We start from the raw sequence: 15,773 nt of genomic DNA, 5'->3' as shown, positions 1-15,773 counted from the left end.
GCATGCGCATCGACCTGAGCGGGCGGACCGCCCTCGTGACCGGATCCACCCAGGGCATCGGCCTGGCCATCGCCGTCGGCCTCGCGCGGGCGGGAGCGCGCGTCGGCATCAACGGGCGCTCGGAGGGCCGGGTCGACGGTGCCATCGCCGCGATCCGCGAGCAGGTCCCGGGCGCCGAGCTCGTGCCCGTGGTCGCCGATGTCACCGTCGAGATCGAGGCGGAGCACGCTGTCTCCGAGCTCGGCGGGGTCGACGTCCTGGTCAACAACCTGGGTGTCTTCGGCGCCGAGGACCCGCTGGAGGTCTCCGACGACGAGTGGCGGCGCTACTTCGACGTCAACGTGCTCGCCGCGGTGCGCCTGACCCGGCTCCTACTGCCCGGGATGATGGACCGCGGCTGGGGCCGCGTGCTCAACATCGCCAGCGACTCCGCGATCGTCATCCCCGCCGAGATGATCCATTACGGGGTCTCCAAGACCGCGTTGCTCGGCGCGTCCCGCGGCTTCGCGAAGGCGGCCGCGGGCACCGGAGTCACCGTGAATTCGGTGATCGCCGGCCCGACGCACACCGGCGGCGTGGAGGACTTCGTCTACCAGCTGGTGAGCCGCGACCTACCGTGGGACGAGGCGCAGCGCGAGTTCATGCGCCTGCATCGGCCGCAGTCCCTGATCCAGCGGCTCATCGAGCCGGAGGAGATCGCCAACATGGTGGTCTACCTCAGCTCGCCGCTCGCCTCCGCCACCACCGGCGGCGCCGTGCGCGTCGACGGCGGCTACGTGGACTCGATCCTGCCCTGACCGGCGGACGGCTCAGGCGAGCTCGATGAGCTCCTGGTACTCCTCGTTCCAGTGGTCCTCGGTACCGTCGGGCAGGAGGATCACGCGCTCCGGGTTCAGCGCCTCGGCGGCGCCCGGGTCGTGCGTCACCAGGACGACGGCGCCGTCGTACGAGCGCAGCGCCTCGAGCACCTGCTCGCGGCTGACGGGGTCCAGGTTGTTGGTCGGCTCGTCGAGCAGCAGCACGTTCGCGGCCGACGACACCAGCCCGGCCAGCGCGAGGCGCGTCTTCTCACCGCCGGAGAGGGTGCCGGCGGGCTGCTCGAGCTGCGGGCCGGTGAACATGAACGCGCCCAGCAGGCCACGCAGGTCCTGCTCCCCCGCGTCGGGCGAGGCGTGCCGGATGTTGTCCCACACGGACGCCTCGTCGTCGAGGGTGTCGTGCTCCTGCGCGAAGTACCCGATCTTCAGGCCGCGGCCCGGCTCGAGGCCGCCCGTGTCCGGCGTCTCGACGCCGGCGAGCAGCTTGAGCAGCGTCGTCTTGCCCGCGCCGTTGAGGCCGAGCACCACGACGCGGGAGCCCTTGTCGATGGCGAAGTCGACGCCGGTGAAGATCTCCAGCGAGCCGTAGGTCTTGGTGAGGTTCTTGACCATGAGCGGGGTCTTGCTGCACGGCGCCGGCGCGGGGAACTTGATCCGCGCCGTCTTGTCCTCGACGCGCACGTCGTCGAGCTCGCTCATCATCCGTTCGGCGCGGCGCAGCATGTTCTGCGCGGCGACGGCCTTGGTCGCCTTGGCGCCCATCTTCGCGGCCTGCACGCGCAGCGCGCCCGCCTTCTTCTCGGCGTTGGCGCGCTCGCGCCGCCGGCGCTGCTCGTCGGTGGCGCGGGCGTCGACGTACTTCTTCCAGCCCATGTTGTAGACGTCGGCCTCGCCGCGGACGGCGTCGAGGAACCACACGCGGTTCACGACGTCGGCGAGCAGGTCCACGTCGTGGCTGATCACGATGAGCCCGCCGTCGTGGTTCTGCAGGAAGGTGCGCAGCCACCCGATGGAGTCGGCGTCGAGGTGGTTGGTGGGCTCGTCGAGCAGCAGCGTGGTGTCCGACTTCCCGCCGGAGCCGTCGGAGGCCGCGAACAGGATGCGCGCCAGCTCGACACGGCGACGCTGGCCGCCGGACAGGGTGCGCAGCGGCTGCTCCAGCACCCGCTCGGGCAACGCCAGGCTGTTGCAGATCCGCGCCGCCTCGGACTCCGCGGCGTAGCCGCCGAGCGAGGAGAAGCGCTCCTCGAGGTTGCCGTACTTGCGGACCGCGGTGTCCAGCTCGTCCCCGACCAGCTCGGCCATGCGGACCTGCTGCTTGGCCATCTGCGCGACGATCTGGTCGAGGCCGCGGGCCGAGAGCACGCGATCTTTGGCGAGCACGTCGAGGTCGCCCTCGCGCGGATCCTGCGGCAGGTAGCCCACGTCGCCCGACGAGATGATGCGGCCCGCGTACGGTTCGCCCTCGCCCGCGAGGATGCGCATCGTGGTGGTCTTGCCGGCGCCGTTGCGGCCGACGAGGCCGATCCGGTCGCCCGCCTGCACGCGCAACTGGTCGCCCGGCGCGGTCAGCAGAGTGCGGACGCCGGCGCGCACTTCGAGGTCGGTCGCGGTGATCACAACGGTCCAGCCTACCGTTTCCGGGGTCCGATCCTCACTTCCCTTTCCCGCGCCGTGACGCTGCTCACCCGCTGCGCCAGGGCCGGGGGCAGCGGACGGCACTCAGGCCACGACCCCGCTCGGGTCGCGCACGACGATCCGCAACGAGCGGTCGGCCTTCGCCTCGTACAGCGCGGCGTCCGCGAGCGCGACCGCCTCCGGCAGCAGGCGCGGGTCGAGCCGGGGCACCAGGACCACTCCCACGCTCCCCGCGATGAGCGGCGCACCGTCGGACGGGGCGACCAAGCCCCGGAGATCGCCGACGATCGCGTCGACCTCGGCCCGGCTGGTGCCGGTGCCGATCACGAGGAACTCGTCGCCGCCCATCCGCGCGAGCACGGCGCTCCGCACCCCCGTGCGCAGCAGCTGCGCCGTCTGCACGAGCCGCCGGTCGCCGGCCTGGTGGCCGTGGGCGTCGTTGAACGCCTTGAAGCCGTCGAGGTCGAGCACGGCGACGGCGGACACCCGGTAGTCGTCTCCCCGGAGGCGGCGTCGCAGCTCGGTGTCCAGGCCGCGCCGGCCGTACAGCCCGGTGAGGGTGTCGTGATCGCGCTCGACGGTGACCTGGCCGAGCCCGCGGCGCCCCGCCTCGACCACGAACTGCACCACCATCGGCAGCGCGATCGCGATGGTCGCCGCGGGCGCGACGACCGGGTACAACTCGCTGAACCCGATCCCGTCGATGCGCATGGTCATGACGGTCGCCGCCACGATCACCGCCGCACTGAACAAGCAGTGCAGCAACAGGATCCGCCACCCCAGGAGAAAGGCGACGAGCATCGCCAGCATCCCGAAGAACATCGTCGCACCGATGCGACCGTAGCCGGACTGCGTGAGACCGCCGACCAGCAGAACGAGGTCCGCGCAGATCACGAAGACGATCGCGTCCCGCCACGACGGTCGGCGCCGGAACAACCACCACAGACCGAGCGTCGTACCGGCTGCAGCCGCGGCGAGGTACCCCGCGGTCGCCAGGGGCGTCGCCGGACGGATCGGCAGGAACAGGGTGACCGCGGCGAGCGGCAGGATCATGAGTGCCAGGCCCGAGACCACGAGGCGCAGGGCGAGGCCACCGCCCTGGCCGATGATGCCCGACGTGGCGAAGGCGTACTCCGCCCGGCCCGCCTCTCGCCATCCGACCCGGTCGGTGAGGGCGCGGACGATCCGACGAAGGCTGGCACCGAGCGATCGCTGGCGAGGGGTCACGATCGCAAAGCCTAGTCGGGGCCGACGACGTCCGGCACGGTGAGATCACGAACGACGATGCGGAGCGAGCGGTCGGCCTTGGCCATGTAGAGCGCCCGATCGGCCTCGCCGATCGCGGCGGGGAGATCGGACGTCTGGATCCGCGGGCGCACGACGAGGCCGACGCTGCCGGCGATCGGGCCGCCCTCGCCCACGAGGCGACGGAGGTCTCCGATCACGACGTCGGCCTCCGTGCGGCCGAGTCGCAGCGCGACGATCACGAACTCGTCGCCGCCCATCCGGCCGATCAGGGCGCTCGACAGGCCGCTCCGGAGCAGGCTCGCGGTGTCCGCGAGGTACTGGTCACCCGCGAGATGCCCGTAGGTGTCGTTGTAGCTCTTGAAGCTGTCGAGGTCGAGGACGGCCACGACCGCGGTGTCGTGCTCACGCCGGTGGACCAGGCCCCGCAGGGTCGCCTGCAGGCCGGCGCGGCTGAACAGCCCGGTGAGGGTGTCGCGGTTGCGCTCGACGGTCACCACGCCGATCCCGCGCCGCCCGAACTCGACGATGAACTGGACGAGCATCGGCAGTGCGAAGTCGATCGTCGCGGCCGGCGCGAGGATCGCGTACAACTCCCCCATCGGGACCCCGTCGACGTGCACCGCCGCAGCGGAGCACGCGGCGATGGCGGCGAGGGAGAAGACGCAGTGCACGACCAGGACTCGCCACCCGAGCAGGAACGCGGTGAGCATCGCCAGCATGCCGAGGTAGGTGGTGCCGGCGACCTTGGCGATCCCGAACTGCGCGAGACATCCGGTGAGCAGGCAGAGGTCGGCGAGCGCGACGAACGCCATCGCGTGCACGGCCCGGGGGTGACGCAGGCGGAGCCACCACACGCCCAGGACCGCACTGCCGCTCGCGGAGAGAGCGAACACGATCATCGCGCCGGTGGTCTGCGGGCGAGCGGCGGAGAACAGGACCCCGATGCACAGCGGCACCATCAGTAGTGCGAGGGATCCGACCACGAACCGCAGCGCGATACCGCCGCCCTGTCCCTTGATCCAGGACGTCGCCTGCTCGTACTCCGCGCGCCCCGCGTAACGCCAGCCGGAACGGCGGGTCAGGGCCCGGTATCCGGCGCGCAGCAGCAGCGGCAGATCGACCGGTCCCCACAGCTCGCCGGACGGTCGCCGCGCGTCAGCGGCCAACGCTGTTCCCGGTCGTCACGGGGGATGAGTCTACCGCGTCAGAACGTCCCCGGTGCCGGTGCCCGCGCGCCGTCGTGCGGCCGAGCCAGGTCCCGCACGACGACCGCCGATGTCGCCGACCGCTTGGCCTCGTAGAGGGCTTTGTCCGCCTCCAGGGCGAGCTCCGCGAGTCGGTCCGCGTCGCGGCCGGGGGCGAGCACGACGCCGAGGCTCGCCGCGATGCCCGCGTCCACCGGATCACCGCGTCCGTGCAGGAGCGCGCGCAGCTCGTCGACGGTCCGAGTCGCGTCGTCCGTGCCCACGCGCACCGCGAAGACGACGAACTCGTCGCCGCCGTTCCGGCCGACGAGAAGTCGCGGGACCGCGTGTAGCCGGGCGGCCACGTCCACGAGCATCTGATCTCCCGCCGCGTGCCCGTGGCCGTCGTTGTACCGCTTGAAGCCGTCGAGGTCGAGCACACCGGCGACCAGCACGTCATCACCCGACGTGCGGTGCACGGCACGCCGCATCGCGAGATCCATTCCGCGGCGGTTGTACACGCCGGTCAGGCTGTCGATGTACCACTCGCGGGAGACCCGGGTCAGTCCGAACCTTCCCGCCTCGACGACCACCTGGATGATCACCGGCAGGCCGACCACGGTGGTGATCGCGGGAGTCGTGTAGACGTACAGATCCATCGGCGTCCGCGCCTCCGCCAGGATCGCGTACCCGGTGAGCCCGCCGATGAGGACGAGCGAGTACACGCAGTGAACCAGCAGGATGCGCCACCCCAGGAAGAAGGCGGCGAACATCCCCAGCATGGCGAGGTGGATGGTCCCGCAGATCCGGGCCGTGGGATCGGACAGGATCGAGACGCCGACGCCGATCAGCACATCGGCCGCGAACAGGAACCGGGTCGCTTCACGTGCCCTGGGCCACGGGCCCATGAGCCAGCGGACGCCGAGAAGGAATCCGGCGACCGCGACGGTGAGGTGGATCGACCGGGCCGGAAGGCCGTGCGGCCCCATCGGGTTGAACTGCATCACGACCGCCAGCGGCAGCATCATCATCGCCAGCGTCGCGACGGTGATCCGCAGCGCGCGCTGACCGCGGATGAAGCGGAGCGATTCGGTGGTGAACGCGTACTCCTCCGCGCCGGCCGATCGCCAGCCCTGCGGATCGAGAAGCTCCCGCCGGGCGCGCCCGATCAGCCGACGCCACGACGTTCGGCGCCGCCCGCGCCCCGGCGGGGTCGACGGGTCAGGCTTCGCGGACACCGGCGGCGAGCTCAGCGGTCAGGGCGCGGACCGCGTCCAGCGACTCCCCCGCCGCACTGACCAGCGCGGAGCCCACGATCACCGCGTCGGCGTACGCGGCGATCTCCGCGGCCTGCGCCCGGGAGCGGACGCCGAGGCCGACGCCGACGGGAATGTCGGAGACCTCGCGAATGCGTGCGACCAACTCGGGCGCGACGTTGTCGACGGCATCGCGGGCGCCGGTGACGCCCATCGTCGAGGCGGCGTAGAGGAACCCGGACGAGGCCTTGGCGGTCATCGCCAGCCGCTCGGGCGTCGACGACGGCGCGGCCAGGAAGACCTTGTCCAGGCCGTGCCGATCGGCGGCCGCGATCCACTCGTCGGCCTCCTCGGGGATGAGGTTCGGCGTGATCATGCCCCGGCCGCCGGCTGCGGCGAGGTCGCGCGCGAAGGCCTCGACGCCGTACTTGAGCACGGGGTTCCAGTAGGCCATCACGACGGGCGCCGCACCCGCGGCGGCGACGGCCTCGGCGTAGGCGAAGATGTCGCGCACCCGGATGCCGCCGCGCAGGGCGTCGTCGGCGGCGCGCTGGATGACGGGGCCGTCCATGACGGGATCGCTGTAGGCCACACCCAGCTCCACGATGTCGGCGCCGGACTCGGCCATGGCGACGACGGTGTCGATGCCGCCTTGCTTGGACGGGTACCCGCAGGGCAGGTACGTGACGAGGGCCGCGCGGTTCTCCGCCCGGCACTGCTCGAAGACCGGTGCCAGTGCGCTCACTTGTTCTCCCCCGATCCGTTCGTCGCCGCGCCGTTCGCCTGCGCATCGCGCAGTGCGGTGTTGAGGTCGGCGCCGACCACCTTCTGCCCCACCACGTCCCCGTTCTCGTCGAGGAGGCCGAACCACTTCCCGGCGGTGTCGACGTCCTTGTCGCCGCGGCCGGAGAGGTTCACCACGATCACCGCGCCCGGGCCGAGCTCGCGCCCGAGCCGCAGCGCGCCGGCGACGGCGTGCGCCGACTCGATCGCGGGGATGATGCCCTCGGTGCGGCACAGCAGCGCGAAGGCGTCCATCGCCTCGGCGTCGGTGACCGGCACGTACTCGGCGCGGCCCGACTCCTTGAGCTGCGCGTGCTCCGGTCCCACGCCGGGGTAGTCCAGGCCGGCGGAGATGGAGTGCGATTCGACGGTCTGGCCGTCCTCGTCCTGCAGCAGGTACGAGTACGCGCCCTGGAAGGCGCCGGGACTGCCGCCGGTGAACGTCGCGGCGTGCCTGCCGGTCTCGACCCCGTCGCCCGCGGCCTCGCACCCGACGAGGCGGACGCCCTCGTCGGCGATGAACGGGTGGAAGATCCCGATGGCGTTGGAGCCGCCGCCCACGCAGGCGACGACGCCGTCGGGGAGACGGCCCTCCGCCGCGAGGACCTGCTCGCGCGCCTCCATGCCGACGATGCGCTGCAGGTCGCGCACCATGAGCGGGAACGGGTGCGGGCCGGCGGCCGTGCCGAAGCAGTAGTAGGTGGTGTCGGCGTTGCTGACCCAGTCGCGCAGTGCCTCGTTGATCGCGTCCTTGAGCGAGGCGGAGCCCGAGGCGACGGCGATGACCTCGGCGCCGAGGAGGCGCATCCGCGCGACGTTGAGCGCCTGCCGGTCGGTATCGACCTTGCCCATGTAGACGACGCACTCGATGCCGAGCAGCGCGCAGGCGGTCGCCGTGGCGACGCCGTGCTGCCCCGCCCCGGTCTCCGCGATCACGCGCGGCTTGCCCATCCGCTTGGCGAGCAGCACCTGCCCGAGCACGTTGTTGATCTTGTGGCTACCGGTGTGGTTGAGGTCCTCGCGCTTGAGGTAGACCTGCGCGCCGCCGGCATGCTCGTTCAGGCGCACGCACGGGTACAGCGGCGAGGGCCGCCCGGTGTACTGGCGCTGCAGGCGGTCCAGCTCGGCGAGGAACTCGCGGTCGGAGCGCACCTTCTCGAATTCTGCCGTGACCTCCTCGATCACCGCCATCAGCGCCTCGGGCACGTGCCGGCCGCCCCACGCACCCCAATGACCGGTCCCGTCGGGCTCGAAGGCCGATCGTTCGGACAGTCCGGTACTGGCTTCTGGGAGGCTCACAGGAACGATTATCCCCACTCCGTCAAAGTGAAATCACGCCGACGCCAAACATTCCGCGAATCCCGTGGCGCGACGAATGTTTCCGGGCATGACCACCACGCTCGGCCACGTGCTCGACGATCCCGTCCGGGCCTCGCTGTACGGCGCCCACGCCCGCTTCCGGCTCGGCGACGGGGCCGTCGTCCGCTACGCGCCCGACGTGGCGCGGTTCGTCGGCCACCCGCCGCGGCCGAGCGCGGAGGACTTCGCGGCCCTGGCGCGCCTCGCCGTGCCCGGCGCGCCGCTGTCCCTGCGGGGCGTGCGCGGCCCGCTCCCCGCGGGCTGGCGGGTCGTCGACGAGATCCGGCTCGTCCAGTACGACGGTGCCGCGCTCGCCACGGCGCCCGACCCGGAGGCCGAGGTCCTCGGGCCGCAGAACGCGGACGAGATCCTGGACCTCGTCGCGCGCACCCGCCCCGGTCCGTTCGAGCGGCGCACCGTCGAGCTCGGCCTCTACCTGGGCCTGCGCGACGATTCGGGGCGCCTCATCGCGCTCGCCGGGGAGCGGCTGCGCCCTCCCGGATGGACCGAGATCAGCGCCGTCTGCACCGACCCCGAGCACCGTGGCCGGGGCCTCGCGGCGCGGCTGGTCCGCGCCGTCGGACACCACATCCGCGCCCGGGGCGACGTCCCGTTCCTGCACACCTCCGCGGACAACACCGGCGCCCGCGGGGTCTACGAGCACCTCGGCTTCCGCCTGCGCTCCGCGCTCCCCCTGCTCCTCGTCCAGCCGCCCATCACCGATCCGACCGGAGCGTCATGACCCTCGCCCTCACTCGGCCGCAACCCGCCGACACCGATCCCGAGCTCGCCCGCCTCGCCGCACTCCCGGTCCGGCGCCGCGTCCAGTGGGGGCGCTGGCTCGCCGTCGCGGTCGCCGTCGTCCTCGTCGCGCAACTCGCGACGTCCCTGGTGACCAACCCCCGCTACGACTGGCCCACCTTCGGTGCCTACCTGTTCAGCCCGACGATCCTCGAGGCGCTGTGGTTCACGGTGCAGCTCACCGTCATCGGCGCCGTCGTCGGTTTCCTGCTGGGCGGCGTGCTCGCCCTGGCTCGGCTCTCCGGCAACCGGGTACTGGCGGCGTTCAGCTTCGGCTTCATCTGGCTGTTCCGGTCGGTGCCACTCATCGTGCAGATCCTGTTCTGGGGCTACCTCGGTGCGCTGTACCCGACGATCGGCCTCGGCATCCCCTTCGGGCCCACCTTCGTCGACGCGCCCACCAAGGACCTGCTGTCGCCCTACACCGCCGCGGTGATCGGCATCGTGCTGCACCAGGCCGCGTACGGCTCGGAGATCGTCCGGGCCGGGATCCTCGGCGTCTCGTCGGGCCAGCACGACGCCGCCCGCGCCCTCGGGATCCCGCCTGCCGCGCACCTGCTGCGGATCACGCTGCCGCAGGCCCTGCGCACCATCGTCCCGCCCGCCGCCAACGAGGTGATCGGACTGCTCAAGGGCACGACGGCGGTCTTCATCCTGGCGCTGCCGGACCTGTTCTACCAGGTCCAGGTGATCTACGGCCGCAATGGCCGGATCATCCCGCTGCTGCTCGTCGCCGTCGCCTGGTACGCCGCACTCACCACCGTCCTGTCGATCGGCCAGCACTACCTCGAGAAGCGCCTCGCGCGCGGCTACGGGGCCACGACGTCCGTACCGTCCACGACGAAGGAGACCGCATGACCGCGACCGATTCGCGCCCGCGCCTGGAGGCCGTGGGCCTGACCAAGCGCTTCGGCCACGACGACGTGCTGCGCGGGGTGGACCTCACCGTCGCGCCGGGCGAGGTGGTCTCGATCATCGGGCCGTCCGGCTCGGGCAAGTCGACGTTGCTGCGCCTGCTCAACCACCTGGAGGAGCCGAGCTCCGGGGTCGTCCGGGTCGACGGCGATCTCATCGGGGTGCGACGCCGCGGCGATCACCTCGTCGCGCTGCGGGAGCGGGAACTGCGCCGCCAGCGCGCGCGGATCGGCTTCGTCTTCCAGCAGTTCAACCTGTTCCCGCACCTCACCGCGGCGGAGAACGTCGCGCGGCCCCAACGCCTGACGCTCGGCCGGGGCCGCTCCGCGGCCGACGTGCGGGCGCGCGAACTCCTGGACCGGGTCGGACTCGGCGCGCACGCCGGGCACTACCCCGGGCAGCTCTCCGGCGGCCAGCAGCAGCGCGTCGCGATCGCCCGCACCCTCGCGCTCGACCCGGAGTTGATCCTGTTCGACGAACCGACGTCCGCGCTCGATCCCGAGCTGGTCGGCGAGGTGAACGCCGTGATCGCCGAACTCGCCGCCGAGGGCCGCACGCTCGTCGTGGTCACCCACGAGCTGGCGTTCGCCCGCCGCATCTCCGACCGGATCGTCTTCCTCGACCGCGGCCGCGTCGTCGCCGTCGGGTCGCCGTCCGCCGTGCTCGACCGCCCCGCCACCGACCGCACCCGCACCTTCCTCGCCCACTGGACAGCCAAGGAGACCGCATGACCATCCGGACGACCGCTCGACATCGCCTGCCCGCCCTCGCCGCGGCCCTCGCCCTCGCGGGTGCCGTCCTGGCGGGCTGCGGCGGGCAGACCACGGAGTCGACCACCGCGAGTGTCACCGGCGCGGCCGGGCAGCACCTCAACCTGACCAGTAAGCAGGACCGCATCGTCCCGGCGAAGAACGAGGCCGCGGCGGCGCTGCTCCCCCCGGCGATCCGCGACCGCGGCACGCTGCGCGTCGCCCACGGCTCGGGGGCGGGCAACGCGCCGTTCTACTTCCCCGCCACGGACGACGAGCGCGTCTTCATCGGCGACGAGTCGGACATCGCCCATCTCATCGCGGGCGCCCTCGGGCTGAAGCTCGAGGAGTCCAACACGTCGTGGGAGGGACTGTTCCTGGGCATCGACAGCGGCCAGTTCGACCTCGGCGTCTCGAACATCACCGTGACCGAGGCGCGCAAGCAGAAGTACGACTTCGCCACCTACCGCAAGGACGACCTCGCCGTCGAGGTGCAGGAGTCCTCGGGGCTGGCCTTCTCCGGCCCCGATTCGTTCTCGGGGAAGACGGTGGCCGTCAGCTCGGGCACCAACCAGGAGCGGATCCTGCAGCGCTACGACGCCGACCTGCGCGCGGCTGGGAAGCCCGGCATCGCCATCAAGAACTACCAGGACAACACCGGGACCTACGCCGCGCTCGCCTCGCGCCAGATCGACGCCTACTTCGGCCCGAACCCCGTTTCGGCCTTCCACGTCGCGCAGACCAAGGGCACCCCCAACGCGACGAAGATCGTCGGACGCGTCTCGGGTGCCGGCTCGACGCTGCAGGGCCTCATCGGCGCGACGACGAAGAAGGACAGCGGCATCATCCGCGCCGTGCAAGCCGCGCTCGAGTCGACGATCCGCAGCGGCGACTACACGAAAGTCCTGCAGCGGTGGGGGCTGGAGGCCGAGGCCGTGCCCACCTCGGAGATCAACCCGCCGGGGCTGCCGATCACCGACAAGTGACGCTCGGCGTCCTCAGAGTTCCGCCGGCCCGGCCGCGACGCCCTCCGTCGCGGCCGGGCTCGTCGCGCGCGCGACGAACTTGAACCGGTCGCCGCGGTAGATGCTGCGGGTCCACTCGAGCGCGAGGCCGTCGGCGTCGCGGCCGAGCCGGTGCACCATGAGCAGGGGGTGGCCCGCGGTGACCCCGAGCAGTTCCGCCTCGGACGGCGACGCCAGCGCCGTCTCGACGGTGTCCTCGACCGCCGTGATCGCCCGCGCGTACTGCTCGCGCAACACGCGGTACAGCGACGCCTGCTCCTCCAGTCGCGTCGCGAGACCCCGCAACGGGCCGCGCAGGTGTGCCTCCTCGATCGCGAGCGGCTCGTCGTCGACGATGCGCAGCCGGGTGACGCGGTAGACCCGCGCGCCGCGCGGCAGTTCGAGCGCGGCCTGCGTCTCCGCGTCCGCGGTGATGTGGTCGCACGAGAGCAGGCGCGAACTCACCTGCTTGCCGTCCACGCCGAAGTCCTCGCTCAGCGATGTCAGCTGCCGGACGCGCACGACCTTGGGCGGCGCCACGTACGTACCGCTGCCGTGCTCGCGGCGGAGCACCCCCTCGGCGGACAACTCCGCCAACGCTTTCCGCAACGTCGTGCGCGAGACGCCGAGCTGCTCGGCGAGGCGCCGCTCGGCGGGCAGGGTGTCCCCGTGCCCGAGGTCGCCGATGCGGCGCTGCAGCTCGAGTTTGGCGCGGAAGTAGCGCGGTGGCTCGGTGTGCGACGAACGAGGGAGCGTCATGTGTTCCACATTACCCCTTGACGCTCAAAGTGGTCTATGCCACTCTTAGCCTACTCCAACTGGTGTAGACCACTTGGAGCTGACCTCAAGGAGATGACATGAGCAGTACGCAGGCTGCGAAATCGAGCGCGGTCCTCGTCGGCGTCGCCGCGGCGAGTCTCGGCGTGATCTACGGGTACGACACGTCGAACATCGCCGCGGCGAAGGACTTCATCCGGGCGGACTTCGGCCTCGGCGACGGGATGACCCAGGCGCTCGCCACGGTCGTCGTCGTGGGCGAGATCCTCGGCGCGATCGCCGGCGGGTGGTTCGCCAACAAGGTCGGCCGCCGCAGGGCGATGATCTCCGTCGGCGCCGGCTACACGCTCTTCGCGCTGTTCGGCGCGCTCGCCCCCACCGTCCCGCTGCTCCTCGTCGCGCGGTTCCTGCTCGGCCTCACCGTCGGCGTCTCGGTCGTGGTGGTCCCGGTCTTCGTCGCGGAGTCCGCCCCGGCGAAACGCCGCGGCGCCATGCTCGTCGCGTACCAGTTCGCGACGATCGTCGGCATCATCCTCGGGTACATCCTGGGCTACCTGCTCGCCGGAATGGGCACCACCTCGTGGAAGTGGATGCTCGGCCTCGCCGCGGTGCCCGCGATCATCGTGACCCTGCTCCTCGTCCGGCTCCCCGACACCGCCCGCTGGTACATGACCCGCGGTCGCGAGCACGAGGCCCGCGCCGCCCTCATCTCCGTGGAACCCGATTCGACCGCCGCCGACATCGAGGCCGAGCTCGACGAGATGCGCGCCCAGCTCTCCGACGAGTCAGGCGGCAAGCTGAGCCAGCTCTTCCGCCAGCCCTACCTGCGGGCCACCTTCTTCGTCGTCGTTCTCGGTTTCTTCATCCAGATCACCGGCATCAACGCGATCATCTACTACAGCCCGGACATCTTCGCCTCGATGGGCTACGACGGGAACTTCGGCAAGTACATGCTGCCCGCCTTCGTGCAGCTCTTCGGCCTGCTCGCCGTGGTCATCTCGATCTTCACCGTCGACAAGTTCGGCCGCCGCCCCATCCTGCTCGGCGGCATCGGCACCATGATCCTCGCCTTCGCCGTGATGATCCTCGCCTACCAGATGGCCGACGGCGACTTCAAGAACCACGAGACCGCGGGCGTCGTCGGCTTCGCCGGCTTGGTGCTCGTCGTGATCGGCTTCTCGTTCGGCTTCGGCTCCCTGGTGTGGGTGTACGCCGGCGAGGCCTTCCCGGCCCGGCTCCGTGCCTACGGCTCGTCGGCGATGCTGACCTCGGACCTGGTGGCCAACGCCATCGTCGCCCAGGTCACGCTGACGATGCTCAACAGCAGCCTGCTGGGCGGGACCGGAACCTTCGCGGTCTTCGGCGCCCTGACGGTCCTCGCCTTCCTGTTCGTGCTCAAGTTCGCGCCGGAGACGAAGGGCCGCAAGCTCGAGGACATCCAGTACTACTGGCAGAACAACGGCACGTGGCCGACCGACGCCGACAAGGCGGGGGCCCCGACCGCATGAGCACCGCGGTGATCGGCCTCGACATCGGGGGCTCCAAGACGCAGGCGGTCCGCGCCGAGAACGGCGTGGTCGTGGCCGAGGCCCTCGCGGGCAGCGCGAACATCTCGTCGGTGGGTCGCGACGAGGCCGGTCGCCAGCTCGACATCGCGCTCGGCCGGCTCGGCGTCCACGACGTGGGGGCGGTGTGCGCGGGCGCGGCCGGGGTGGAGACCCCGGCGGGCGCGGCGACCCTCACCGCGCTCCTCGCGGAGCGCATTCCCGGGGCCCGGATCCGCGTGGTGCACGACAGCCAGTTGATCCTCGCGGCCGCCGGCGTGCGCGACGGGGTGGCGGTCATCTCCGGCACCGGCGCGGTCGCGTGGGGCCGCGCCGGCGACAAGCACGCCCGCGCGGGCGGCTGGGGTTACCTGCTGGGCGACGAGGGCAGCGGCTACTGGGTGGCCAAGGAGGCGGTACGCCGCACCCTGATCCGGCTGGACCGGGAGGAACCGGCCGACCACCTCGGGCAGCAGCTCGCCGCGGACTGCGGCCTGCAGGACCCCGACGAGCTGCTCGACCACTTCTACGCGCAGCAGGAGCGGCGGTACTGGGCCGGCCGGGCACGGGTCGTCTTCGAGCTCGCGCAGTCGGGCGACCCGGTGAGCACCGACATCGTCGACCAGGCCGCGATCGCGCTGACCGACATCGCCGCCTCGGTCGCGGAACGGATCGGCTCGACGGGCCCCGTCGTGCTCGCGGGCGGCCTCGCCGTGCACCAGCCCGCGCTGCAGCGGCGGGTGCGGCATCACCTCGGGATGCGCGGGATCTCCGACCTGCGCGTGCTCACCGTGGACCCGGTGCGCGGTGCGATCCAGATCGCCCTGCGGGAGCTGGAGCGCCGGGGCGCGAAGGACTAGCGCGCGGGGCGCGGGCAGCTGGGGTGCGAGCCGGCGGTCACGAGGTCGGCGACGGCCGTCCGCGGATCGCCGGCCGTGACCAGGCCCTCGCCGACGAGCACCCCGTCGGCGCCCTGGCCGGCGTAGGTCAGCAGGTCGCGGCTGTCGCGGACGCCCGACTCGGCGATCTTGATCACCGACGACGGCAGGCCCGGGGCGATCCGCGCGAAGGAGTCGCGGTCGACCTCGAGGGTCTTGAGGTTGCGGGCGTTCACGCCGATCACGGTGGCACCGGCCTCGAGCGCGCGGTCCGCCTCGTCCTCGGTGTGCACCTCGACCAGTGCGGTCATGCCCAGGGACTCGATGCGATCGAGGAGCGAGACCAGGACCGGCTGCTCCAGCGCCGCCACGATGAGGAGCACGATGTCGGCGCCGTGCGCGCGGGCCTCGTGGATCTGGTACGGCGTGACGATGAAGTCCTTGCGCAGCACGGGGATCCGCACCCGCTCGCGCACCGCGTCGAGATCCGCCAGCGAACCCTTGAAACGGCGCTGCTCGGTGAGCACACTGATCGCGCGGGCGCCGCCGGCCTCGTACTCGGAGGCGAGTTCGGCGGGATCGGCGATGCCGGCCAGGTCCCCCTTCGACGGGCTGGCACGCTTCACCTCGGCGATCACGGCGATGCCGGGCTCGCGGAGGGCGGCGGTCGCGTCGATCGCGGGCGGGGCGGCCTTGGCGGCGGCCTTGATCGTCGCCAGGTCGATGAGGGCCTCACGGGCCGCGAGGTCCGCGCGCACACCCTCGATGATCGAGTCGAGAGCAGTGGGTGAAGTCACGGCTGCGGGCCTTTCGTGGGTC

At 71.8% G+C, this 15,773-nt stretch carries 15 protein-coding genes; 7 read left to right on the top strand and 8 right to left on the bottom strand.

Annotated elements, in window-relative coordinates; translation table 11 throughout:
* Window positions 1–2: 2 nt before the first annotated feature.
* A complete protein-coding gene (locus BLW32_RS12335) occupies window positions 3–797 on the top strand; it encodes an SDR family NAD(P)-dependent oxidoreductase (protein ID WP_068525456.1) in 795 nt (264 codons plus the stop codon).
* A gap of 12 nt (window positions 798–809) precedes the next feature.
* Here BLW32_RS12335 and BLW32_RS12330 read toward each other — a convergent pair whose 3' ends face one another.
* The 6 genes from BLW32_RS12330 to trpB form a co-directional block, all read right to left on the bottom strand.
* On the bottom strand, window positions 810–2,438 hold the full coding sequence (locus BLW32_RS12330; RefSeq protein ID WP_068741997.1) for an ABC-F family ATP-binding cassette domain-containing protein: 1,629 nt from the start codon (window positions 2,436–2,438) through the stop codon (window positions 810–812).
* A 102-nt stretch (window positions 2,439–2,540) separates the two neighbouring features.
* Entirely contained in the window at window positions 2,541–3,683 is a 1,143-nt protein-coding gene (locus tag BLW32_RS12325; protein ID WP_068525453.1) for a GGDEF domain-containing protein, read from the bottom strand.
* 11 nt (window positions 3,684–3,694) lie between these two features.
* On the bottom strand, window positions 3,695–4,870 hold the full coding sequence (locus tag BLW32_RS12320) for a GGDEF domain-containing protein (RefSeq protein WP_068741998.1): 1,176 nt from the start codon (window positions 4,868–4,870) through the stop codon (window positions 3,695–3,697).
* 38 nt (window positions 4,871–4,908) lie between these two features.
* Window positions 4,909–6,126, bottom strand: coding sequence for a GGDEF domain-containing protein (locus tag BLW32_RS12315; protein WP_068741999.1), 1,218 nt, complete (start codon window positions 6,124–6,126; stop codon window positions 4,909–4,911).
* Entirely contained in the window at window positions 6,110–6,904 is a 795-nt protein-coding gene (trpA, locus tag BLW32_RS12310; RefSeq protein WP_068742315.1) for a tryptophan synthase subunit alpha, read from the bottom strand. Before trpA ends, BLW32_RS12315 begins: the two co-directional genes overlap by 17 nt.
* Window positions 6,886–8,226 carry a tryptophan synthase subunit beta gene (trpB, locus tag BLW32_RS12305; RefSeq protein ID WP_231857379.1) on the bottom strand — a complete coding sequence of 447 codons (1,341 nt, stop codon included), beginning with the start codon at window positions 8,224–8,226 and terminating at the stop codon, window positions 6,886–6,888. Before trpB ends, trpA begins: the two co-directional genes overlap by 19 nt.
* Window positions 8,227–8,314: 88 nt before the next feature.
* Here trpB and BLW32_RS12300 point away from each other — a divergent pair, with 88 nt between their 5' ends.
* From BLW32_RS12300 to BLW32_RS12285, 4 genes are read left to right on the top strand one after another with little or no spacing between them, the layout of a single operon-like run.
* Window positions 8,315–9,028 carry a GNAT family N-acetyltransferase gene (locus BLW32_RS12300; RefSeq protein WP_068742001.1) on the top strand — a complete coding sequence of 238 codons (714 nt, stop codon included), beginning with the start codon at window positions 8,315–8,317 and terminating at the stop codon, window positions 9,026–9,028.
* Window positions 9,025–9,945 carry an amino acid ABC transporter permease gene (locus BLW32_RS12295; RefSeq protein ID WP_068742002.1) on the top strand — a complete coding sequence of 307 codons (921 nt, stop codon included), beginning with the start codon at window positions 9,025–9,027 and terminating at the stop codon, window positions 9,943–9,945. Before BLW32_RS12300 ends, BLW32_RS12295 begins: the two co-directional genes overlap by 4 nt.
* Window positions 9,942–10,733: an amino acid ABC transporter ATP-binding protein gene (locus BLW32_RS12290; RefSeq protein ID WP_068525439.1), complete on the top strand. Its 792-nt coding sequence runs from the start codon at window positions 9,942–9,944 to the stop codon at window positions 10,731–10,733. Before BLW32_RS12295 ends, BLW32_RS12290 begins: the two co-directional genes overlap by 4 nt.
* Window positions 10,730–11,737 (top strand): ABC transporter substrate-binding protein, encoded by a 1,008-nt coding sequence (locus BLW32_RS12285; RefSeq protein WP_068742003.1) that lies wholly within the window; start codon window positions 10,730–10,732, stop codon window positions 11,735–11,737. Before BLW32_RS12290 ends, BLW32_RS12285 begins: the two co-directional genes overlap by 4 nt.
* Before the next feature lie 12 nt (window positions 11,738–11,749).
* Here the strand turns inward: BLW32_RS12285 and BLW32_RS12280 are convergent, their stop codons facing one another.
* Complete coding sequence (locus BLW32_RS12280) at window positions 11,750–12,514, bottom strand: GntR family transcriptional regulator (protein WP_068525435.1); 765 nt, start codon at window positions 12,512–12,514, stop codon at window positions 11,750–11,752.
* 98 nt (window positions 12,515–12,612) lie between these two features.
* On the opposite strand from BLW32_RS12280, the gene BLW32_RS12275 reads away from it, so the two are divergent.
* Together BLW32_RS12275 and BLW32_RS12270 are read left to right on the top strand one after the other, a co-directional pair.
* Window positions 12,613–14,040: a sugar porter family MFS transporter gene (locus BLW32_RS12275; protein WP_068742004.1), complete on the top strand. Its 1,428-nt coding sequence runs from the start codon at window positions 12,613–12,615 to the stop codon at window positions 14,038–14,040.
* Entirely contained in the window at window positions 14,037–14,936 is a 900-nt protein-coding gene (locus BLW32_RS12270) for an N-acetylglucosamine kinase (RefSeq protein WP_068742005.1), read from the top strand. Before BLW32_RS12275 ends, BLW32_RS12270 begins: the two co-directional genes overlap by 4 nt.
* Here the strand turns inward: BLW32_RS12270 and trpC are convergent.
* Window positions 14,933–15,751: an indole-3-glycerol phosphate synthase TrpC gene (gene trpC, locus BLW32_RS12265; protein ID WP_068742006.1), complete on the bottom strand. Its 819-nt coding sequence runs from the start codon at window positions 15,749–15,751 to the stop codon at window positions 14,933–14,935. The genes BLW32_RS12270 and trpC overlap by 4 nt on opposite strands.
* Window positions 15,752–15,773: the final 22 nt, after the last annotated feature.

It is taken from the genome of Tsukamurella tyrosinosolvens (genome assembly GCF_900104775.1).
GTDB classification, from domain to species: Bacteria; Actinomycetota; Actinomycetes; order Mycobacteriales; family Mycobacteriaceae; genus Tsukamurella; species Tsukamurella tyrosinosolvens.
Note: the sequence above shows the minus strand (reverse complement) of the source record. Positions and strands in the feature narration are given on the sequence as shown.

Bases quoted from the DNA above. Each gene is read 5' to 3' on its own strand.
- BLW32_RS12285 (WP_068742003.1), top strand. From the start codon at position 10,730: ATGACCATCCGGACGACCGCTCGACATCGCCTGCCCGCCCTCGCCGCG.
- BLW32_RS12335 (WP_068525456.1), top strand. From the start codon at position 3: ATGCGCATCGACCTGAGCGGGCGGACCGCCCTCGTGACCGGATCCACC.
- BLW32_RS12300 (WP_068742001.1), top strand. From the start codon at position 8,315: ATGACCACCACGCTCGGCCACGTGCTCGACGATCCCGTCCGGGCCTCG.
- BLW32_RS12275 (WP_068742004.1), top strand. From the start codon at position 12,613: ATGAGCAGTACGCAGGCTGCGAAATCGAGCGCGGTCCTCGTCGGCGTC.
- BLW32_RS12295 (WP_068742002.1), top strand. From the start codon at position 9,025: ATGACCCTCGCCCTCACTCGGCCGCAACCCGCCGACACCGATCCCGAG.
- BLW32_RS12270 (WP_068742005.1), top strand. From the start codon at position 14,037: ATGAGCACCGCGGTGATCGGCCTCGACATCGGGGGCTCCAAGACGCAG.
- BLW32_RS12280 (WP_068525435.1), bottom strand. From the start codon at position 12,514: ATGACGCTCCCTCGTTCGTCGCACACCGAGCCACCGCGCTACTTCCGC.
- BLW32_RS12290 (WP_068525439.1), top strand. From the start codon at position 9,942: ATGACCGCGACCGATTCGCGCCCGCGCCTGGAGGCCGTGGGCCTGACC.